21 protein-coding genes are annotated in these 20,207 nt (G+C 68.3%); 11 read left to right on the top strand and 10 right to left on the bottom strand.

Features of this window, described 5'->3' with window-relative positions:
• Positions 1 to 20 precede the first annotated feature (20 nt).
• On the top strand, positions 21 to 1,460 hold the full coding sequence (gene mdtD, locus WS66_RS16350; RefSeq protein WP_059608008.1) for a multidrug transporter subunit MdtD: 1,440 nt from the start codon (positions 21 to 23) through the stop codon (positions 1,458 to 1,460).
• A gap of 183 nt (positions 1,461 to 1,643) precedes the next feature.
• Positions 1,644 to 2,918, top strand: a complete 1,275-nt coding sequence (locus tag WS66_RS16345) for an EAL domain-containing protein (protein WP_059608007.1) — start codon at positions 1,644 to 1,646, stop codon at positions 2,916 to 2,918.
• Between the two features lie 15 nt (positions 2,919 to 2,933).
• On the opposite strand, the gene WS66_RS16340 is transcribed toward WS66_RS16345, so the two are convergent.
• The 3 genes from WS66_RS16340 to WS66_RS16330 all read right to left on the bottom strand — a co-directional run bounded on the left by WS66_RS16340 (position 2,934) and on the right by WS66_RS16330 (position 5,204).
• Positions 2,934 to 3,548: a methyltransferase domain-containing protein gene (locus tag WS66_RS16340; protein WP_059608006.1), complete on the bottom strand. Its 615-nt coding sequence runs from the start codon at positions 3,546 to 3,548 to the stop codon at positions 2,934 to 2,936.
• An 83-nt stretch (positions 3,549 to 3,631) separates the two neighbouring features.
• Complete coding sequence (locus tag WS66_RS16335; RefSeq protein ID WP_059608005.1) at positions 3,632 to 4,687, bottom strand: 2-dehydropantoate 2-reductase; 1,056 nt, start codon at positions 4,685 to 4,687, stop codon at positions 3,632 to 3,634.
• A complete protein-coding gene (locus WS66_RS16330; RefSeq protein WP_059608004.1) occupies positions 4,680 to 5,204 on the bottom strand; it encodes an Mpo1 family 2-hydroxy fatty acid dioxygenase in 525 nt (174 codons plus the stop codon). Before WS66_RS16330 ends, WS66_RS16335 begins: the two co-directional genes overlap by 8 nt.
• A gap of 81 nt (positions 5,205 to 5,285) precedes the next feature.
• Between WS66_RS16330 and WS66_RS16325 the strand changes: the two genes are divergently transcribed.
• Positions 5,286 to 5,993 (top strand): Crp/Fnr family transcriptional regulator, encoded by a 708-nt coding sequence (locus WS66_RS16325; RefSeq protein WP_059608003.1) that lies wholly within the window; start codon positions 5,286 to 5,288, stop codon positions 5,991 to 5,993.
• A 100-nt stretch (positions 5,994 to 6,093) separates the two neighbouring features.
• Positions 6,094 to 7,305: a chromate efflux transporter gene (gene chrA, locus WS66_RS16320; RefSeq protein ID WP_059608002.1), complete on the top strand. Its 1,212-nt coding sequence runs from the start codon at positions 6,094 to 6,096 to the stop codon at positions 7,303 to 7,305.
• A gap of 110 nt (positions 7,306 to 7,415) precedes the next feature.
• On the opposite strand, the gene sodB is transcribed toward chrA, so the two are convergent.
• The 3 genes from sodB to WS66_RS33965 form a co-directional block, all read right to left on the bottom strand.
• Complete coding sequence (sodB, locus tag WS66_RS16315; protein ID WP_044848579.1) at positions 7,416 to 7,994, bottom strand: superoxide dismutase [Fe]; 579 nt, start codon at positions 7,992 to 7,994, stop codon at positions 7,416 to 7,418.
• Between the two features lie 240 nt (positions 7,995 to 8,234).
• Complete coding sequence (xseA, locus tag WS66_RS16310) at positions 8,235 to 9,617, bottom strand: exodeoxyribonuclease VII large subunit (RefSeq protein ID WP_059608001.1); 1,383 nt, start codon at positions 9,615 to 9,617, stop codon at positions 8,235 to 8,237.
• The gene (locus WS66_RS33965; protein ID WP_162499694.1) at positions 9,541 to 9,783 is read right to left on the bottom strand and encodes a hypothetical protein; all 243 of its coding nucleotides are present in this window, start codon (positions 9,781 to 9,783) and stop codon (positions 9,541 to 9,543) included. The genes xseA and WS66_RS33965 overlap by 77 nt, the downstream gene beginning before the upstream one ends.
• A gap of 284 nt (positions 9,784 to 10,067) precedes the next feature.
• On the opposite strand from WS66_RS33965, the gene lpxK reads away from it, so the two are divergent.
• The 5 genes from lpxK (at position 10,068) to WS66_RS16285 (ending at position 14,029) form a co-directional block, all read left to right on the top strand.
• Positions 10,068 to 11,096 carry a tetraacyldisaccharide 4'-kinase gene (gene lpxK, locus WS66_RS16305; RefSeq protein WP_059608000.1) on the top strand — a complete coding sequence of 343 codons (1,029 nt, stop codon included), beginning with the start codon at positions 10,068 to 10,070 and terminating at the stop codon, positions 11,094 to 11,096.
• Positions 11,077 to 11,280, top strand: a complete 204-nt coding sequence (locus tag WS66_RS16300) for a Trm112 family protein (protein WP_006750935.1) — start codon at positions 11,077 to 11,079, stop codon at positions 11,278 to 11,280. Before lpxK ends, WS66_RS16300 begins: the two co-directional genes overlap by 20 nt.
• Before the next feature lie 118 nt (positions 11,281 to 11,398).
• Complete coding sequence (gene kdsB / locus WS66_RS16295) at positions 11,399 to 12,190, top strand: 3-deoxy-manno-octulosonate cytidylyltransferase (protein WP_059527793.1); 792 nt, start codon at positions 11,399 to 11,401, stop codon at positions 12,188 to 12,190.
• Positions 12,191 to 12,398: 208 nt separating this feature from the next.
• Positions 12,399 to 13,061, top strand: a complete 663-nt coding sequence (adk, locus tag WS66_RS16290; RefSeq protein WP_059607999.1) for an adenylate kinase — start codon at positions 12,399 to 12,401, stop codon at positions 13,059 to 13,061.
• Between the two features lie 209 nt (positions 13,062 to 13,270).
• Entirely contained in the window at positions 13,271 to 14,029 is a 759-nt protein-coding gene (locus WS66_RS16285; RefSeq protein ID WP_059607998.1) for a 3-hydroxyacyl-CoA dehydrogenase, read from the top strand.
• A gap of 77 nt (positions 14,030 to 14,106) precedes the next feature.
• Here WS66_RS16285 and WS66_RS16280 read toward each other — a convergent pair whose 3' ends face one another.
• Together WS66_RS16280 and murJ are read right to left on the bottom strand one after the other, a co-directional pair.
• Positions 14,107 to 14,949: a SirB1 family protein gene (locus tag WS66_RS16280; RefSeq protein ID WP_059608018.1), complete on the bottom strand. Its 843-nt coding sequence runs from the start codon at positions 14,947 to 14,949 to the stop codon at positions 14,107 to 14,109.
• Positions 14,950 to 14,957: 8 nt separating this feature from the next.
• Positions 14,958 to 16,553, bottom strand: coding sequence for a murein biosynthesis integral membrane protein MurJ (murJ, locus tag WS66_RS16275; RefSeq protein WP_442859300.1), 1,596 nt, complete (start codon positions 16,551 to 16,553; stop codon positions 14,958 to 14,960).
• A gap of 259 nt (positions 16,554 to 16,812) precedes the next feature.
• Here murJ and rpsT point away from each other — a divergent pair, with 259 nt between their 5' ends.
• Complete coding sequence (rpsT, locus tag WS66_RS16270) at positions 16,813 to 17,085, top strand: 30S ribosomal protein S20 (RefSeq protein ID WP_006482211.1); 273 nt, start codon at positions 16,813 to 16,815, stop codon at positions 17,083 to 17,085.
• Positions 17,086 to 17,234: 149 nt separating this feature from the next.
• Here the strand turns inward: rpsT and WS66_RS16265 are convergent, their stop codons facing one another.
• The gene (locus tag WS66_RS16265) at positions 17,235 to 17,555 is read right to left on the bottom strand and encodes a DUF3579 domain-containing protein (protein ID WP_006762342.1); all 321 of its coding nucleotides are present in this window, start codon (positions 17,553 to 17,555) and stop codon (positions 17,235 to 17,237) included.
• A 413-nt stretch (positions 17,556 to 17,968) separates the two neighbouring features.
• Between WS66_RS16265 and argF the strand changes: the two genes are divergently transcribed.
• Positions 17,969 to 18,898: an ornithine carbamoyltransferase gene (gene argF, locus WS66_RS16255; RefSeq protein ID WP_059607996.1), complete on the top strand. Its 930-nt coding sequence runs from the start codon at positions 17,969 to 17,971 to the stop codon at positions 18,896 to 18,898.
• Positions 18,899 to 19,028: 130 nt separating this feature from the next.
• Here the strand turns inward: argF and murB are convergent, their stop codons facing one another.
• Positions 19,029 to 20,078: a UDP-N-acetylmuramate dehydrogenase gene (murB, locus tag WS66_RS16250; protein ID WP_059607995.1), complete on the bottom strand. Its 1,050-nt coding sequence runs from the start codon at positions 20,076 to 20,078 to the stop codon at positions 19,029 to 19,031.
• Positions 20,079 to 20,207: the final 129 nt, after the last annotated feature.

Here is a 20,207-nt window from a genome sequence, read left to right as displayed (position 1 = left end):
CGCGCCACTGGTCCGCCCCCATGTTCCAACGCCCGCCCGCCGCCGCTCCCGGCGAAAAGAACCTCACCGTGATGCTCTGGCTCGTTGCGACGGGCTTCTTCATGCAGACGCTCGATGCGACGATCGTCAACACGGCGCTGCCGTCGATGGCCGCGAGCCTCGGCGAATCGCCGTTGCGGATGCAGTCGGTCGTGATCGCATACTCGCTGACGATGGCGGTGATGATCCCCGTCTCGGGCTGGCTCGCCGACACGTTCGGCACGCGGCGCGTGTTCTTCAGCGCAATCCTGGTGTTCTCGCTCGGTTCGTTGCTGTGCGCGAACGCGCATACGCTGTCGCAGCTCGTCGTGTTCCGCGTCGTGCAGGGGGTGGGCGGCGCGATGCTGTTGCCGGTCGGGCGGCTCGCCGTGCTGCGCACGTTCCCGGCCGAGCGCTACCTGGCCGCGCTGTCGTTCGTCGCGGTCCCCGGGCTGATCGGTCCGCTGATCGGGCCGACGCTTGGCGGCTGGCTCGTGAAGATCGCGTCGTGGCACTGGATCTTCCTGATCAACGTGCCGGTCGGCATCGCCGGCTGCGTCGCGACCTTCTACTCGATGCCCGACTCGCGCAACCCGGCCGTCGGCCGCTTCGACCTGAAGGGCTATCTGCTGCTGACGATCGGGATGGTCGCGATCTCGCTGTCGCTCGACGGGCTCGCCGATCTCGGCATGCAGCACGCGGCCGTGCTCGTGCTGCTGATCCTGAGCCTTGCGTGCTTCGTCGCGTACGGGCTGTACGCGGTGCGCGCGCCGCAGCCGATCTTCTCGCTCGAACTGTTCAAGATCCACACGTTCAGCGTGGGCCTGCTCGGCAACCTGTTCGCGCGGATCGGCAGCGGCGCGATGCCGTACCTGATTCCGCTGCTGCTGCAGGTGAGTCTCGGTTATTCGGCATTCGAGGCCGGGCTGATGATGTTGCCGGTCGCGGCGGCCGGGATGTTCTCGAAGCGGATCATCACGCGTCTGATCACGCAGCACGGCTACCGCAAGGTACTGCTCGCGAACACGATCATGGTCGGCGTGATGATGGCAAGCTTCGCGCTGATGCGCGACTCGGTGCCCGTCTGGGTGAAGGTCATCCATCTCGCGCTGTTCGGCGGGTTCAACTCGATGCAGTTCACCGCGATGAACACGCTGACGCTGAAGGACCTCGGCACCGGCGGCGCGAGCAGCGGCAACAGCCTGTTCTCGCTCGTGCAGATGCTGTCGATGAGCCTCGGCGTCACGGTCGCGGGCGCGCTGCTGGCCACCTTCACCGGGATGCTGCGCACGGTGACGCCGAGCAACACGCTGCCCGCGTTCCATGCGACCTTCGTCTGCGTCGGGATCATCACGGCCGCGTCCGCATGGATCTTCGCGCAGCTCGCGCCCGAGATCCGCGGCCGCGCGCAGCACAAGACCGATCCGTCCGAGCGCGCGTGACGCACCGCGCGCGCCGTGCCGGGAAACCCCACGACGGCGCGCCGCGCACCATATCGGTGCAACATGGCTGCGCCGTGCGGCACCCGGCGACCGCGACGGGGCGTGGCACGGGGCCCGATGCCGTGCATGCTTCTTGCTGGCCTATTCTCTAGGTAAACTGGCAGTCTTCCTTCGGCCGACATCATGAGCATGATCGACATCGATCCACCCGGCTTTCAGCCGCCCCGCCCCGTCGCCGGCGACGACGGGAAGCGGCGCACCGTGCTGTACGGTGCGTACACCGTGTTTAGCGTGTTCCAGCCCGTTTTCTCGGTGTCGCACCGCCGCGCGATCGGTTACCACGCGTCGCTGCGCGCGCACGACGAGGACAGCCGCCAGGTCGCGTCGCACGAGGTGTTCACACAGGCGGCGCGGCGCGGCGACCTGCTCGAGCTCGGCCGGCTCGCCGAATCGCTGCATCTCGGCAACTTCCACGCGTTCGACAGTCACGACGAATGGCTCTTCCTGAGCCTGCACCCGGCAGCGCTGATGGACACCGTCTACGGCGACGCGCTGCTCGCGAACCTGAAGGCGCTCGGCCTGCCGCCGCATCGCGTGGTGCTCGAAGTGCCCGAGCAGGCAGGCGGCGAGACGCCGCGCTATGCGGCGATCGTCGACGGCCTGCGCAAGGCCGGCTTCCTGATCGCGCTCGGCGGCTTCGGTGCGAAACATTCGAACATCGACCGCGTGTGGCACCTGCATCCCGACATTGTCACGCTCGACCGCGGGATCCTCGCGCAGGCGAGCGAACACTCGCATCTCGAGCGCGTGCTGCCGGGGCTCGTGTCGCTGCTGCACGAATCCGGCCAGCTCGTGCTGATGGGCGGGCTCTCGACCGAGCGCGACGCGCTGATCGCGCTCGAATGTGACGTCGATTTCGTGCAAGGGCAATACTTCGCGGGGCCGAGCGTCGACCCCGTGCAACCGCAGGCCGCCGCCGGCTGCATGGATACGCTGTCGGCCGCGTTGCGGCTGCGCGTCGCGCAACGCGAGCGCACGCAGGCCGAACGCCTCGCGCCTTATGTCGCCGCGCTGGAGGAAGCGAGCCAGAAGCTCGTCGCGGGCGAACCGCTGATCGACGCCGCCGGCGCCGTGCTCGGGTTGCCGGAAACCGCGCGCTGCTTCCTGCTCGATGCATCGGGCCGCCAGATCGGCGACAACGTGCTCGCGCGCGGCAGCGTGTCGCAGCGGGCCAAACGCTTCCGGCCGCTGCTGCATTCGGAAGGCGCGAGCTGGGAGCGTCGCCCCTACTTCATCCATGCGATGCGCGCGCCGGGCCGCGTGCATCTGACGCCGCCGTACCTGTCGATCAACGAAGCGCACCTGTGCGTGACCGCATCGATCGCCGCGCCGGCCGCGACCGGCATGCAGGTGCTGTGCGTCGACATCAACTGGGAAGCGGCGCTCAACCGCGACTGAGTTCGCGCGCCGCGCTCATGCGGCGCCATCGACGTCGTCGTCCCGGCGCGCGATCAGCCGATGCACGCGCTTGCCGGATGACGCGCTGACCACCTCGTGCTCGTCGATCACGTGCATGCCGGGGCCGAGCGCCGCATGCATGCGCGCCGAATCGAGCGGTGTGTACAAGCGGCCGCGCTCGTCGCGCAACGCGCCGTTGCCGGCCACCCGCCAGCTCAGGTACAACGTGCCGCCTGGCATCAGCAGTGCAGCCAGCCGCGCGGCCGCCGCAGCGGCATCCGCCTGCTCGAGATGCATGACGACCGTCTCGCACAACACGTTTCGAAACGCGCCGGACGGCACGCCCGCGAGCGCCGGCAGCGCAGCCAGTTCGAACGTCAGCGACGGATGACGCAAGCGAGCCTCGGCGAGCAGCGCCGCGCTCGCATCGTAGCCGCGCACGTCGAATCCTTGCGACGCGAGCCACGCAGTGTCGCGCCCCGCGCCGCATCCGACGTCGGCGGTCGGCCCCGGCGAGAAATACTGCTCGAGCAGCGCATACATGTCGTCGGGGGCGGCCTGGTCGAGCCAGTCCTGCGCGTATTGCGCGGCATGGGCTTCGTAGGCGTCGAGAGTCGGGCGATCCACCATGGCGATTGCTCCGCATACGCGTCCTGTCGTGCGACGCACTCCGCATCTTAGCCGTTGCGCATCGCGCGTGGTGTAGCGCGGGGTTATGCCGCCCTCATGTCGCCCGCGCGATGCGCGTGCGCGGTCAGCTCGGCCCACAGCGCATCGCCGCGCCAGGCGGGCCGCGATGCCGAGGTTTCGGCGTCGTGAACGAGCGCGCACAGCTGCGCGTTGACCGGCGCCTGCGCACCGAAGCGCGCGGCCAGCCGGACGATCTCGCCGTTGATCCACTCGACTTCGGTCGCACGGCGCATGGCGAGATCGTCGGACATCGACGAACGCGCGAGCGGATCGATCGCGAGCATCCGGCCGCCCAGCGCGCGAAACACGGGATCGGGCGAGTCGAGCACGGCGGGAATCCAGGCAGCCGGCAACGGCGTGAGCCGCGCGGGCCGGATCGCGGCGCGCGCCAGCACGTGCAGCGCTTCGCGTTGCGCCAGCGCGACGCAGCGTCGATACGCGCGTTGCGAGAGTTCGTCGCGCAACGGCAGGTTCGCGAGCGCATTGACCGCGTTGTTCAGGTTCAGCAGCAGCTTCGCCCACTGCACGGCACGCATGTCGCGGTGCAGCGCGAGCGGTAGCCCGGCACGGGCGAACGCGCCGGCGAATGGCTGCAGCGCGGGTGACGCGTCGGCCGCGAGCACGCCGGCCGAGCCCTGGTGAAACGCGCCGTGCCCGCGTTCGATCACGTTGAACGGCACCATGCCGGCCAGCACGGTCGCTTGCGGCAGCGCATCGCGCAACACGTCGGCGTTGTAGAGACCGTTCTGGAAACTGACGACGATCGTGCCGGGCCGCAGCACGTCGGCCAGTTGCGCCGCAGTGTCCTGCGTCGCGGCCGACTTCACCGCGACAAGCACGAGCCGCGCGGCGGCCGCGGCGGCCGGATCGGTCGAGAATGCGACCTCGGACGGCGCGAGCGTCGCGCGATGGCCGCGCCGGTCTGTCAGGGTCAGCCCGTTTGCGCGAATCGCGTCGCCGATCCGTGCGCGGCCGACGAGCGTGACGGGCGTCCCCGCCGCCGCGAGCCGGCCGCCGAGATAGCAGCCGACCGCGCCCGCGCCGAACACGCAGACCGGCGCGGCCGACGTGTCAGACATGCGAGTGCACGCCGCCGTGGACCGGGCCCGCGCGCCGCTCGACTTCACGGCGCACGTCGCCGCGCAGGCCCACGAAGAACGCGACTTCGGCGACGACGAACAGCGGTCCGACCATCAGGCCGACCAGGTCGTCGACGAACGCGGGCTTGCGCCCTTCGAACCAGTGTCCGACGAACTGCACGATCCAGCCGACCACGAACGCGCCGACGCCGATCCCGAGCCACTGCGCGGTCGGCAGCAACGCGAGCGTCTGCGCAGCCCACAGGCCGAGTGCAAACAGCGCGGTCATCGCCAACCCGAAGCGCAGGTCGAGACGCAGGTAGAACGCCGCGAACGCCACGGCGAGCAGCAGCGCCGGCGACAGCGCGACGCCCGCCAGCACGCCGATCGCCGGCCGCGACAGCAGCACCTCGACCGCGAACACGATCATCGGAATGCCGACCAGATGCGTCGCAATGTTGCGCACGTCGCGATGGTAGGCCGCATACTGGGAAAGGTGATCCTCGAGCGTCTTCATGGTGTCTCCTGAACGATCATCGAGCGCTATGATGCGCGTCACGCCCGACAACCTCTGTCAGCTATCCGACATCGCGTGCCCATGCCCTCGCCGCTCGCCCCGTACCTGCCGCAGATCGAAGCGCACCCGTGGTTCGCCGCGCTGCCGCCCGCGTTGCGCGAGGCGCTGCTCGCCCGCGCCGCGTTGCGGCACCTGCCTGCCGGCCAGGCGCTGTTCCGCCGCGGCGACCCGCCGTGCGGGTTGTATGCGGTGCTGGCCGGTTCCCTCACCATAGGCGCGGTCGATCCGCAGGGCAAGGAAGCGCTGCTGACGGTCGCCGACCCCGTCACGTGGTTCGGCGAGATCGCGCTGTTCGACGGCCAACCGCGCACGCACGATGCGATCGCGCTCGACGACACGCTGCTGCTGCACGTCCCGCAGGCCGCGCTCGTGGCGATGCTAGACGCGACACCGCAATACTGGCGGCAATTCGCGCTGTTGATGGCGCAAAAGCTCCGGCTGAGCTTCCTGACCGTCGAATCGATGAGCGTGATGCCGGCCGCGCAGCGGCTTGCCGCGCGACTGCTGATGATCGCCGACGGCTACGGCGGGATCAGCGCCGGCCGCACGCGCATCCGGATGTCGCAGGAAAAGCTCGCGGCAATGCTCTCGCTCACGCGGCAGACCACCAACCAGCTGCTGAAGGCGCTGCAGGCCGACGGCATCGTGCGGCTGCATGTCGGCGAAATCGAACTCGTCGACGTCGACGCGCTGCGCCGCGCGAGCGGCCTGCCCGGCGGTACGCCGTGACGGCGCCCTGACGCCGCCGCGAAATCGTCGCAACGCCGCATTCCCGCCGTCATAGCATTGCGCTATCGTGGCGGCTCGTTCGCCCTCCCCGCATCCGCTCTTGAACACGTCCACCGTCACTACCCCGTCCCGTCATGCGTGGCCCGTATTCGTCGCATTCCTGCGGCTCGGCCTCACGTCGTTCGGCGGCCCCGTCGCGCATCTCGGCTACTTCCGTGACGCGTTCGTCACGCGACGCGGCTGGCTGACCGAGCGCGCCTATGCGGATCTCGTCGGCCTGTGCCAGTTCCTGCCGGGGCCGGCGAGCAGCCAGGTCGGGATGGCGATCGGTCTGTCGCGCGCGGGCTATGCGGGGATGTTCGCCGCATGGCTCGGCTTCACGCTGCCGTCCGCGCTGCTGATGATGCTGTTCGCGCTCGGCGTCCACGCGACGGGCATGCCGGTCGCGGCAGGCGCCCTGCACGGGTTGCGCATCGTGTCGGTCGCGGTGATCGCGCAGGCGGTGTGGGGCATGGCGCGCACGCTTTGCCCGGATGCGCGCCGCGTCACGCTGATGGCGATCGCGACCTGCATCGCGCTGCTCGTCCCGGCCGCGTGGCTGCAGGTGGTCGTGATCGTCGCGGCAGGCGCCGCCGGTCTCATGCTGCTGCCGCAGCCCGAGCGCGGCGCCCACGAGCCGTTGCCGCTGCACGTGTCGCGCCGCGCGGGGCTGCTGTGGCTGGTACTGTTCGCCGCGCTGATCGTCGTGTTGCCGGTCGCGGCAAGCGCGCTCCACTCGAACACACTCGCCGTCGTCGATGCATTCTTCCGCACCGGCGCGCTGGTGTTCGGCGGCGGCCACGTGGTGCTGCCGCTGCTGCAAGCGGCCGTCGTCGCGCCGGGCTGGGTCGGCGACTCGGCATTCCTGGCCGGCTATGGTGTCGCGCAGGCCGTACCGGGGCCGCTCTTCACGTTCTCGGCCTTCCTCGGTGCGTTGCTGCGCGACGCGCCGAACGGCTGGCTCGGCGGGACGATCGCGCTGGTGTCGATCTTCGCGCCGTCGTTCCTGCTTGTCGCGGGCACTGCCCCGTTCTGGGAACGCCTGCGTCGCAGCACGCGTATGCAGGCCGCGCTCGCGGGCGTGAACGCGGCGGTCGTCGGGCTGCTGCTTGCCGCGCTCTATCATCCGGTGTGGAGCGACACGATCGTGTCGCCGCGCGACTTCGCTGCCGCGCTCGTCGCGTTCGTCGCGCTCGTGTTCTGGCGCGTGCCGCCGTGGGCCGTCGTGATCGTGAGCGCGGCGCTCGGCTGGTTGTCGGGGATGATCGTCTGATCGGGGGAATGCTGCGCGTCGATTCATGCCCGATCAAAACAAAAAAGCCCTCGTGACGAGGGCTTTTTTTGGGGGATGCCGCGCGCCGCAGAGGCGCGGGATGCCCGGACTTACGCGAAGTTCTTCGCTGCGAAGTCCCAGTTCACGATGTTCCAGAACGCTTCAACGAACTTCGGACGTGCGTTGCGGTAGTCGATGTAGTACGCGTGCTCCCACACGTCGATCGTCAGCAGCGGCTTGTCGGCCGTCGTCAGCGGCGTGGCGGCGTTGCTCGTCGAGACGATGTCGAGCGAACCGTCGGCCTTCTTCACGAGCCATGCCCAGCCCGAACCGAACGTGCCGACCGCGGCCTTCGTGAACGCTTCCTTGAATGCGTCGTACGAACCCCACTTCGCATTGATCGCGTCGCCGAGCGCGCCCGACGGTGCGCCGCCGCCGTTCGGCGACAGGCTGTTCCAGAAGAACGTGTGGTTCCAGATTTGCGCGGCGTTGTTGAAGATGCCGCCCGACGACTTCTTCACGATCTCTTCCAGCGACAGGTTTTCGAATTCCGTGCCCGGGATCAGATTGTTCAGGTTCGTCACATATGCCTGGTGATGCTTGCCGTAGTGGTACTCGATCGTCTCTTTCGAGATGGTCGGCGCGAGTGCGTCTTCAGCGTACGGGAGCGGCGGGAGCGTATGAGCCATGGCGATTCCTTCGTTGAGTATGTAGGGAGGCTGTGTTGAATGCTGCCGAGCGTCCGATTGTAGGCGAGTCCGAATATCCCCGCAAACTCACGGGCATTTATCCGCGGTATGCAGAAAATCGCCGCTGGCGCTTCATCCGGCAGGACGAGACGGCGATGCGCAGCATCCGTTCCCGCGCCCGGCGTTCGATACACCCGGAACGCCGGGCGCGCGACCTTCGTTTCGCTTACGCCGTCATCGTCAGATCGTGTCGGTCAGCCGCGGCTGCACGTCGGCGAGCGACACGTCAGCCGAGCCTTCCGCGAGATGCACGGTGAGTCGGCGCTGCGGCTTCAGCGCGCTCGGCGCCCGCACCGCGCGGCCGGTCTGCGCGTCGATCAGCGCCGCATAGCCGCGCTCGAGCGTGCGCTGCGGGCTCAGCACCTCGAGCCGCGCCGCGCAGGCCGACACGCGCGCGGTATCGCGCTCGTGTCGGCGCTGCATCGCCACCGCCAGACGTTGCGACAGTCCGGCGAGGGCCTGACGCGCCTGCGCCGGGTCGGGCCGCGCGCGCTGCCAGCGCAACTGCGCGAGCGCGAAACGCGCACGCGCGTCGCGCACCGGCCGCGACGCCGCCGATGCAAGCCGCACCGCCAGCTGTTCGACGTGGGTACGTTGCCGCTGCAGCCGTTCGGCCGGGCTGACGAGCCGGCGCGCGAGCCAGTCGAGCTGCTGCGCACGCTGCTCGAGCCCGCGCTCCAGGCTGCGCGCGAGCGCGCGCTGCCGGTCGGCAACCTCGCGCAACAGCAACGCGCGCTGCGGACTCGCGAGCTCGGCCGCGCCGGTCGGCGTCGGCGCGCGCAGGTCGGCCGCGAAGTCCGCGATCGTGAAATCGGTTTCGTGGCCGACGCCGCTGACGACCGGCAGTTCGCTCGCCGCGATCGCACGTGCAAGCGCTTCGTCGTTGAACGACCACAGATCCTCGATCGACCCGCCGCCGCGGCACACGAGCAGCACGTCGACCTCGCGCCGCGCGTTCGCGGTCTGCACGGCCGCGACGAGCTTTTCGGCGGAACCGGCCCCCTGCACGGGCGCCGGATAGACGATCACCGGAATGTGCGGCGCGCGGCGCGCGAGCGTGGTCAGCACGTCGCGCAGCGCGGCGGCCTGCAGCGACGTGACGATGCCGATCGCGCGCGGGTGCGCCGGCAGTGGCCGCTTGCGCTCGGCTGCGAACAGCCCTTCGGCCTCGAGCTGCGCCTTCAGCCGCAGGAATGCCTCGTAAAGACGCCCCTGGCCCGTGCGCCGCACGGCTTCGACGTTGAGCTGCACTTCGCCGCGCGGCTCGTACATCGTGACGACCGCGCGCACCTCGATCCGGTCGCCTTCGCGCGGCGTGAATTCCGCGTACTGCGCTCGACCGCGAAACATCACGCAGCGCATCTGCGCCTGCTGGTCCTTGATCGAGAAATACCAGTGGCCGCTGGCGGCGCGCGTGAAATTCGACACTTCGCCCGAGATCCACAGCAGCGGGAACGAGCGCTCGAGCATCGTCGAAATCGCGCGATTAAGCGCCGAAACGGGAATCACTTCGTCGCCGCCGCGAGTCGCGCCGGGAGCAGAAAAAGGAGAGTCGGAAAGCATGGGCGGTCGGATGAATGCTGGCGGCGACACGATAGTCCGACACGCGCGCGACGTCCAGCACCGCCCGCCCGCAATGCAACACGCCGAAGGTGTCCACACTCTGGTAATCGTCCGCCAAAAACACTTGAAAACCTCGGAAAAAACCAGACAATTCCGCATAACGCATTGATTTTTATATATTTTTAAACCTTGCAGTTTGATTCGACGCCGATTCGATGTCCATCCGACGGGCGTTTGACGCGAACGGGCGGGGAGTTTTTCACAGAGTTATCCACAACCCGCTCCGATCCGCACCCATCGGATGCGTCGCCCGGCCGCGCTTGCCGCGCCCGCGTGCGGCGCGCTAGAGTGCCGCCTTCCGAAGACCTTGCGGCATGCGCCGCCCAACGGAGAATCCGTCTTGATGAATCCGTCCCACGCCGCGGCGCACGACGCGCCGCGTCCGGCCCGATGAGCGCGCCCGGCGGCCCGCTCGCGCGGCTCGAAGCACGCCTCACGCGCGAATGGCAGCGACGCGGCGCCCTCGCCTGGGCGCTCACGCCGTTCGCCTGCGTGTTCGGCCTGTGCGCGGCGCTGCGCCGCACGGCCTACGCGCAGGGCTGGAAGCAACCGGTCGACGTCGGCGTGCCCGTCGTCGTGGTCGGCAACGTGACCGTCGGCGGCACCGGCAAGACGCCGACCGTGATCGCGCTCGTCGACGCGCTGCGCGCGGCCGGGTTCACGCCGGGCGTCGTGTCGCGCGGCTACGGCGCGAACGTGAAGGCACCCATCGCGGTCACGCCCGCATCGCGCGCGAGCGCGGCCGGCGACGAACCGCTCCTGATCGCGCGCCGCACCGGCGCGCCCGTGTGGGTATGCCCCGACCGCGTCGCGGCCGCGCAGGCGCTGCGCGCCGCGCACCCGAACGTCGACGTGATCGTCAGCGACGACGGCCTCCAGCACTACCGTCTCGCACGGACGGTCGAGCTCGTCGTGTTCGACCACCGCCTCGGCGGCAACGGCTTTCTGCTGCCGGCCGGGCCGCTGCGCGAGCCGCTGTCGCGCCACCGCGACGCGACGCTCGTCAACGATCCGTACAGCGGCGCGCTGCCGCCGTGGCCCGACACCTATGCGCTCGCGCTCACGCCGGGCGCCGCGTGGCACCTCGACCAGCCGGCGCTGCGCCGTCCGCTGTCGCAGTTCGCGAACGAGCGCGTGCTCGCCGCGGCCGGCATCGGCGCGCCGGAACGCTTCTTCGCGACGCTGCGCGCGGCCGGCCTCGCGCCGGCGACGCGTGCGCTGCCCGACCACTACGCGTTCCCCGACAATCCGTTCGTCGACGACGCGGTCGATGCGATCCTGATCACCGAGAAGGATGCAGTAAAATTGGGCGCTTCCTGGCGCGACGCTCGGCTGTGGGTCGTCCCCGTCGAAGCCGCGCTCGATCCTCGCCTCATTGCCCTCGTTGTGGAGAAACTCCGTGGACGCTCGCCTGCTTGAAATCCTTGTGTGCCCTATCTGCAAAGGCCCGCTCCACTATGACCGCGCCGCGCAGGAGCTGATCTGCAACGCGGACAAGCTCGCCTACCCGATCCGCGACGGCATCCCCGTGATGCTCGTCGACGAAGCACGCCAGACCGTCGAAGGCACGCCGGTCGACCCCGCCGGCCCGGCCGGCAGCTGACGCCGCACCGCTACGCCGGCGCCTGGCCGCGGTTCGCTGCGGCCGCGTGCCGGCCCCTGCCCCGGGCGGCCTGCCTTCGACGCGCCGCCCGCCCCGCCCTCCTCACCGCCCAGCCCCGATGACTCATCCGCAGCCCTTCATCGCCGTCATTCCTGCCCGGCTCGCGTCGACGCGCCTGCCGAACAAGCCGCTCGCCGATCTCGGCGGCAAGCCGATGGTCGTGCGCGTCGCCGAGCGCGCGCGCGAAGCGGGCGCGCAGCAGGTGCTCGTCGCGTCCGATGCACAGAGCGTGCTCGACGCGGCCCGCGAGCACGGTTTCGAAGCCGTGCTGACGCGTGCCGATCATCCGTCCGGCACCGACCGGCTCGCGGAAGTCGCCGCGACGTTCGGGTGGAGCGACGACACCGTCGTCGTCAACGTGCAGGGCGACGAACCGCTGATCGACCCGGCGCTCGTGCGCGACGTAGCGTCGCACCTCGCCGCGCATCCGGACTGCGCGATCGCGACCGCGGCGCACCCGATCCACGCCGCCGCCGATGTGTTCAACCCGAACATCGTGAAGGTCGCGCTCGACGCGCGCAACGTCGCGATGTACTTCTCGCGCGCGCCGATTCCGTGGAGCCGCGATGCGTACCAGCCGCACTGGCCCGACGTCGCGGCCATGCCGGCGCCGGCCTTTCCGGTCCATCGTCACATCGGCCTGTACGCGTATCGTGCGCGTTTTCTGCGCACCTATCCGTCGCTCGCGCAGGCGCCGATCGAGCAGGCCGAGCAGCTCGAACAGCTGCGCGCGATGTGGCACGGCGAGCGCATCGCAGTGCTGATCACCGAGCATGCGCCCGAAGCCGGCATCGACACGCCGGCCGATCTCGCACGCGTGCAGGCCCTTTTTCGGCCGGGTTCAAAATAACCCGTGGCATAATCAGGCGATTGTGCGAGCCGTCCGCGACCCGCGCGTCCTCGCTTGACCCCGCCACGGCCCGCCCCGGCAGCCGCGCGTCGCTTTTCGCCGACGCGCCGCATCAGACCGGTCCGCCGCGCGCAAGGCAAGCCCCGCGTACGTTGTCGCCGACGCTTTTGCGTCTCGCCACACGAATCTACATACTGGAGATATCACCATGCGTTTGATCCTGTTGGGCGCGCCCGGCGCGGGAAAGGGCACCCAGGCAAACTTCATCAAGGAAAAGTTCGGCATCCCGCAAATCTCGACGGGTGACATGCTGCGCGCGGCCGTCAAGGCCGGCACGCCGCTCGGCATCGAGGCGAAGCGCTTCATGGACGAAGGCAAGCTCGTGACGGACGACCTGATCATCGGTCTCGTGAAGGAGCGCCTGAAGGAAGCCGATTGCGCGAACGGCTATCTGTTCGATGGCTTCCCGCGCACGATCGCGCAGGCTGACGCAATGAAGGAAGCCGGCGTCGCGATCGATTACGTGCTCGAAATCGACGTCCCGTTCTCGGAGATCGTCGAGCGCATGAGCGGCCGCCGCACGCACCCGGCGTCGGGCCGCACGTACCACGTCAAGTTCAACCCGCCGAAGGTCGAGGGTGTGGACGACGTGACGGGCGAACCGCTGATCCAGCGCGACGACGACAAGGAAGAAACCGTCAAGAAGCGTCTCGAAGTGTACGAAGCGCAGACCAAGCCGCTGATCAAGTATTACGGCGACTGGGCGCAGCGCGGCGAGGAAAACGGCCTGAAAGCCCCGCAGTATCGCAAGATCTCGGGCCTCGGCAGCGTCGATGAAATCCGCGAGCGTGCGTTCGACGCACTGAAGTAAGCACCGCGTCGTGCACCGCAAGCCGCCCTTCCGGGCGGCTTTTTTTCGTCTGCCGCGACCGTTTCGTCTGACCTGGATTCGCACGACCGTGCCGCACTGGCCGGCGTGCGACGGCGCCCCGTACAATCGATCGAACGCGTGCGCCGCGTGGACCGGCGCACCGCCTTTCCTCCGATCGACCGGCATCGGACCCAACCAAGGAGACAGTGATGGAGATTCGCGGCAACGTCTTTCTGATCACGGGCGGCGCATCGGGCCTCGGCGCCGCGACGGCCCGCATGCTCGCGCAGGCCGGCGGCAAGGTCGTGCTCGCCGACCTGAACGAGGCGGCCGGCACGGCGCTCGCGAGCGAGCTGGGCGGCGTGTTCGTGCGCTGCGACGTGTCGAGCGAGGCCGATGCGCAGGCGGCCGTCGACACCGCGACGCGCGCGGGCACGCTGCGCGGCCTCGTGAACTGCGCGGGCATCGCGCCCGCCGCGAAGACCGTCGGCAAGGACGGCGCGCATCCGCTCGACGTATTCGCGAAAGCGATCAACGTGAACCTGGTCGGCACCTTCAACATGATCCGGCTCGCGGCCGCTGCGATGGCTGCGACCGCGCCGAACGACGGCGGCGAGCGCGGCGTGATCGTCAGCACCGCGTCGGTCGCCGCCTACGACGGCCAGATCGGCCAGGCCGCATACGCGGCGTCGAAGGCCGGCGTCGCGGGCATGACGCTGCCGATCGCACGCGATCTGTCGCGCCACGGCATCCGCGTGATGACGATCGCGCCCGGGCTGTTCGAGACGCCGATGCTGCTCGGCATGCCGAAGGACGTGCAGGACGCGCTCGGCGCGATGGTGCCGTTCCCGCCGCGGCTCGGCAAACCGGACGAGTACGCGATGCTGGTGCGCCAGATCGTCGAGAATCCGATGCTCAACGGCGAAGTGATCCGCCTCGACGGCGCGATCCGGATGCAGCCGAAGTAAGGGCCACGCAATTGCAAATGAAAAACGCCCGCGATGCGGGCGTTTTTACGTTCGGGGCTCCGGGGAGACGTGACGGCTCAGTCCTCGCCGTCGCGCTGCATCCGCTGCCGCAACTCGGTCACCTGCGATTCGACGACGGTCGCGTCGTCCGCATCGGGCCGCTCGCCGAGATACTGCTCGAGATCCTCGAGCGCTGGGCGCAGATAGTCGAGCCGCGCATAGGCGAAGCCGCGGTCGCGCACCTCGTCGAGTTGTTCCGGCAGCAGGATCACGAGCCGCTGCTGCACGGCAAGCAGCCGCTGCCAGCGTTCCGTCTGCAGGTAGATCGTCTTCAGGTTGCGCAGCATCCGCGCGATGATCTCGCGGCTCGTGGCCGGCTGCAGCAGCGCGCGCAACGCGCTGTCGACCGCGCCCGCAGCACGCGCGACGTACGGCTCGAGCATCTCGACCATTTCGGCTTCGGACAGCGAATGGCCGTTGGTCGGATCGATGATCAGGTCGCCATCCGGCAGCGTCACGCGCAGCAGGAAGTGGCCGGGGAACGACACGCCGCGCGCCGGCACGCCGATCTGCTCGGCGAGCTCCAGGTACAGCACCGACAGCGAGATCGGGATCCCGCGCCGCCGTTTGAGCACGGCGTTCAGGTGGCTGTTATCGGGGTCGTAGTAATCGTTGTGATTGCACGCGAAGCCGAGCTCGCGGAAGAAGAAGTCGTTCAGCGCGGCGACGCGGCCCTTCAGGTCCGCATCGTCGGCGAGCCGCCGGCGCAGCCGCGCCGCCAGCATGTCGAGTTCGGCCAGCGTGCCCTGCAGGTCGAGGTCGGGATACGCGTCCTGCGCCAGCGACAGCGCGGCTTCCGTGACGGGCAGACTGTCGTCGTCCGCCACGAGCGTGCTGAAGTAGTCGAGGACGCGGGTCATTGCGGTCGTCACTTGGCGCGCCTTCTGAAGTAAGCGTATTTGAAGCCCATCACCCACAACATACCGAAATATAGTGCAGCGAACAGCACGAGGCACGCCGCCATCAGCGCGATGCGATCGAGCGGCTGCGCGCGCATGCCGGTCCAGTCGAAGCTGATCGCGCACCAGTGCATCAGGCCCGCGAGCACGAGCGCCGCGCCGATCAGTTGCACGAAGAAGCGCAGCCAGCCCGGCGACGGCTGGTAGATGCCGCGCTTGCGCAGCCCGAGGAACAGCAGCAGCGAGTTCAGGCATGCGCCGACGCCGATGCTCAGCGTGAGGCCCGCAGCGCCGATCAGCGGCACGAACACGTAGTTCGAGATCTGCGTGACGATCAGCACGCCGATCGCGATCTTCACGGGCGTCTTGATGTCCTGCTTCGCGTAGAAGCCCGGCGCGAGGATCTTGATCAGGATGATGCCGACGAGGCCGATCCCGTAGGTCGCGAGCGCGCGTGCGACCATCGTGACCGTGTGCGCGTCGAACTTGCCGTAGTTGAACAGCGTCGCGGTGAGCGGCGTCGCGAAGAAGAACAGTGCGAGCGCGCTCGGCGCCGCGAGCAGGAACGTGACGCGCAGCCCCCAGTCGAGCAACGCCGAATATTCGGTCGAATCGGCGTCGACGTGCGCCTTCGACAGGCTCGGCAGCAGGATCGTGCCGAGCGCGACGCCGAGCAGCGCGGTCGGGAATTCCATCAGGCGGTCGGCGTAGTTGATCCACGACACGGCACCCTGCCCGAGCCGCGACGCGATGTTGGTGTTGATGATCAGCGACAGTTGCGCGACCGACACCGCGAACGTCGCGGGCACCATCTTCGCGAGCACGCGCTTCACGCCGGGATGACGCAGCGCGCGCACCGGATTGAGGCCGATCAGCGGCACCATGTCGATCTTCTTCAGCCCCGGCAGCTGCACGATGAACTGCAGCACGCCGCCCACGATGACGGCCCATGCGAGCGCATAGACCGGCACCTTCAGGTGCGGCGCGACGAACACGGCCGCGGCGATGAACGCGACGTTGAGCAGCACCGGCGCGAACGCCGGCAGCGAGAAGCTTTTGTAGGTATTCAGCACGCCGGATGCGAGCGTCGTCAGCGAGATGAACACGATGTACGGGAACATGATCCGCGTCATCGTGACCGCGAGCGGGAACGCCTGCCCGTCGGTACGCAGGCCGGACGCGACCGCGAACACGACCCACGACGCGCCGGCGATCCCGAGGACCGACAGCACGGCGAGCGCCCAGGCGAGCACGGTCGACATCGCGTCGACGAGCGCCTTGGTCGCATCGTGCCCCTGCTGGTTCTTGAATTCGGCCAGGATCGGCACGAACGCCTGCGAGAACGCGCCTTCGGCGGACAGGCGGCGCAGCAGGTTCGGGATGCGGAAAGCGACGTAGAATGCGTCGGTGTATTGACTGGCGCCGAACGCACGGGCGATCAGCGTCTCGCGGGCCAGTCCGGTCACGCGCGACAGCAGCGTGAAGCCGCTGACCGTCAGCAGGGCTCGGAATAGATTCATGGGGCGCTTATTATACGGACGTTGCGTGCCCCGGCACGGACGGATGCCGAAAAGGGCCCATGTCGCCGGCGCCCCCGTCCGTCCGACGTCACGTTGACCTTGCCACGCGCTTGATTTTGTTGCTATAATCGCCGGTTTCTGAGCCTGTTACATGCACGGCGCCTGTCGTTTTCATGTCTCGGCCTCGGTTAAAATCACCGTTTTTTATGCGCCCCTGGGCAATCGCTCTCAGGGGACGGATCGAAAAGCAGCGCTTGGCCGTCAGGCTCCAAGCTCTGGAAACAGGACAGGATAAGGAACCGTCATGGCTAACTCCGCACAAGCACGCAAGCGCGCCCGCCAAGCCGCGAAGGCAAATTCGCACAACTCGGCGCTGCGCTCGAAATTCCGTACCGCGATCAAGTCGGTTCGCAAGGCTGTTGAAGCCGGCGACCAGGCAAAGGCTGCCGAGCTGTTCAAGGCTGCCGTGAAGACGATCGACACGATCGCCGACAAGAAGATCGTTCACAAGAACAAGGCCGCTCGCAGCAAGAGCCGCCTCGCCGCAGCCGTCAAGGGCCTGCAGGCAGCAGCGTAAATCCGGCGCGCCCGCTCTCGCGGGCGTTCCTGTTTCCTGCGATCACGAAAAAGCCCGCCTAGGCGGGCTTTTTTGTTGCGCGTCGCCTGCGCATCGCGCCGGGCGACCGTCAGGCGCGGGCGCGGGATGCCCCCCCTCGCCCGCCGAATTCACTTCTTCTCGTTGTAGTCCGGCAACTCGCACGCCTCGGTGACGACGAGGTTGTTGTCCTTCGCGAAGTTCAGCACGAAATCGAACGCCATCGGCTCGATGTCGCGCAGCCGGGAATCGAGGATCACGCATTTCAGGTCGCCGAGCATCGTCGGGCGCACGTACAGCGAATATTTCAGGCGCGCGTTCGGCCCGCTCGCACCCGGCCCGAAACAGGCCATCACGCCGGCCAGACGCTCCGACCAGTCGCTCGGGCGAAACTTTTTCCCGTCTTTCGTGATGCCCTGGATGAAGAATTCGGTCGGAGGGGTTTCAGCCATGTGGTTACCCAAGTGACGGCCCGGCGATGTCCAGGCGACGGCGCCTGGATACGCGAACACAAAGCTGGAGTGGACGACGACAGACGCGCTCCGATATCCCGAAAACAGGCCGTCGCTGCGTGCCGCCGACGCGCCGCACCGGATTTGTGCAGCGCATGGCTTGTGTCCGGCAGAGCGCGAAGAGCCTTGCCTGCCGGGCTGGAGAAAACTTTTGAATTATACCGCAGCGCGACATCGCGCGTCGTCTCGCGCCCCCTCTTCCGGCATCCTCCAGTGTGCGCCGCGATCGCGCCCCGGTATTCGGCGCGGCTCGTCAAAGCACAGAAAATCCTTTATGCTGCTTTGAGTTATCCACACCCGACGGCGGCACCGTCCGGCTCCGCTGCCGGTTCAGACCCGCCGTATTTCGTTTCATGACCGCCAAAACCATTCGTCACTACCTGCAGTTCAAGGATTTCTCGCTGGAAGACTACGAGTACGTGCTCGAACGCACGGGTATCCTGAAGCGCAAGTTCAAGAACTACGAGACCTATCACCCGCTGCACGACCGCACGCTCGCGATGATCTTCGAGAAGAGCTCGACGCGCACGCGCCTGTCGTTCGAAGCCGGCATCTTCCAGCTCGGCGGCCACGCGGTGTTCATGAGCACGCGCGACACGCAGCTCGGCCGCGGCGAGCCGGTCGAGGATTCCGCGCAGGTCATCTCGCGGATGGTCGACATCATCATGATCCGCACGTTCGAGCAGGAGGTCATCAAGCGCTTCGCGGAGAACTCCCGCGTGCCGGTGATCAACGGCCTGACCAACGAATACCACCCGTGCCAGGTGCTCGCCGACATCTTCACGTACTACGAGCACCGCGGCCCGATCGCCGGCAAGACGGTCGCGTGGGTCGGCGACGCGAACAACATGCTCTATACGTGGATCGAAGCCGCGCAGATCCTCGGCTTCAAGCTGCGCCTGTCGACGCCGCCGGGCTATGCGCTCGACATGAAGCTCGTGTCGCCGGACAGCGCGCCGTTCTACGAGGTGTTCGACGATCCGAACGAAGCGTGCAAGGGTGCCGATCTCGTGACGACCGACGTGTGGACGAGCATGGGCTTCGAAGCCGAGAACGAAGCGCGCAAGCAGGCATTTGCCGACTGGTGCGTCGACGAGGAAATGATGGGCCATGCGAACGCGGACGCGCTCTTCATGCACTGCCTGCCCGCGCACCGCGGCGAGGAAGTGACGGCCGGCGTGATCGACGGCCCGCAGAGCGTCGTGTGGGACGAGGCGGAAAACCGCCTGCACGTGCAGAAGGCGCTGATGGAGTTCCTGCTGCTCGGTCGGCTCAAGCACTGATCGCAGCACCCCGCAGCGCCCGAGCGCCGCCGGCATCCGGCGGCATGCAAAAAAAGCGCCGATCGTCGATCGGCGCTTTTTTGTTTGTACGCGGCGGAAGCGAATGAAATGCGCGGTACGAAAGACCGCGTTACAGGCACACCGGCTCGGGTTCGAGCTCGACACCGAACCGCTCGCGCACGTCGTCCTGGATCGCGCGCGCCAGCGCGAGGACCTCGACACCCGTCGCGCCGCCGCGATTCACCAGCACGAGCGCCTGCCGGTCGTGCACGGCCGCCGCCCCCAGCGCGCGCCCTTTCCAGCCGCAGCGGTCGATCAGCCAGCCGGCCGCGAGCTTCACCTGCCCGTCCGGCTGCGGATACGACACCACGTCCGGCACGCGCGCGCGCAGCGCGTCGAACTGCGCGGCGTCGATCACCGGATTCTTGAAGAAACTGCCCGCGTTGCCGAGCACGAGCGGATCGGGCAGCTTCGCGCGGCGGATCGCGACGACTGCATCGAACACGTCGCGCGGCGTTGCCGCGTCCGGCGCGATGCCGCGCGCATCGAGCTCGCGCGTGACGTCCGCGTAGCCGAGCCGCGGCGTCCAGCGCTTGGGCAGCCGGAACGTCACCGATACGATCGCGAACCGGCCGCGCCCTTCCCGCTTGAAGAAGCTGTCGCGATAGCCGAACGCGCAGCGCGCGGCGTCGAAGCGCTCGCTGCGCCCCGTCGCGAGCTCGACGGCGACCAGCGAGTCGAAACAGGTCTTCATCTCGAGGCCGTACGCGCCGATGTTCTGGATCGGCGCGGCGCCGACGGTGCCCGGAATCAGCGCAAGGTTCTCCATGCCCGGCATCCCGTGCTCGAGCGTCCACGCGACGAACGCGTGCCAGGTCTCGCCGCCGCCGGCCTCGACGTACCACGCGTCGTCGTCCTCGCGCAGGACGCGGCGGCCGGCGATCTCGTCGAGCAGCACGACGCCGTCGAAATCGCGCGTGAACACGACGTTGCTGCCGCCGCCGAGCACGAGCTGCGGCAGCGACGCGACGCGCTGGTCTCGGTGCAGCGCCTCGAACTGCGCCGCCTGCGTGATGCGCGCGGCAAAGCGCGCCTTCGCGGCGATGCCGAACGTATTGTGCGCGGCAAGCGGATGGTCGGGAAGCAGCGACAGGGCGGAATCGTCAGGAGGCATCGGCATTCGCGGTCACGTCCGCCGGGCGGCCTTACGGCCGGCCTTGGGCAAACGGAAGGGCATCGGTAAAATGGCAAACAGTCCGCAATTATAGCGAGTGCCCGCGCGCGAGCCGGGCGCACGCATCTCAAGGGA

The organism is Burkholderia sp. LA-2-3-30-S1-D2 (genome assembly GCF_001523915.2).
GTDB classification, from domain to species: Bacteria; Pseudomonadota; Gammaproteobacteria; order Burkholderiales; family Burkholderiaceae; genus Burkholderia; species Burkholderia diffusa.
The sequence above is the reverse complement of the archived record's forward strand: the minus strand, read 5'-3'. Positions and strand labels throughout refer to the sequence as shown.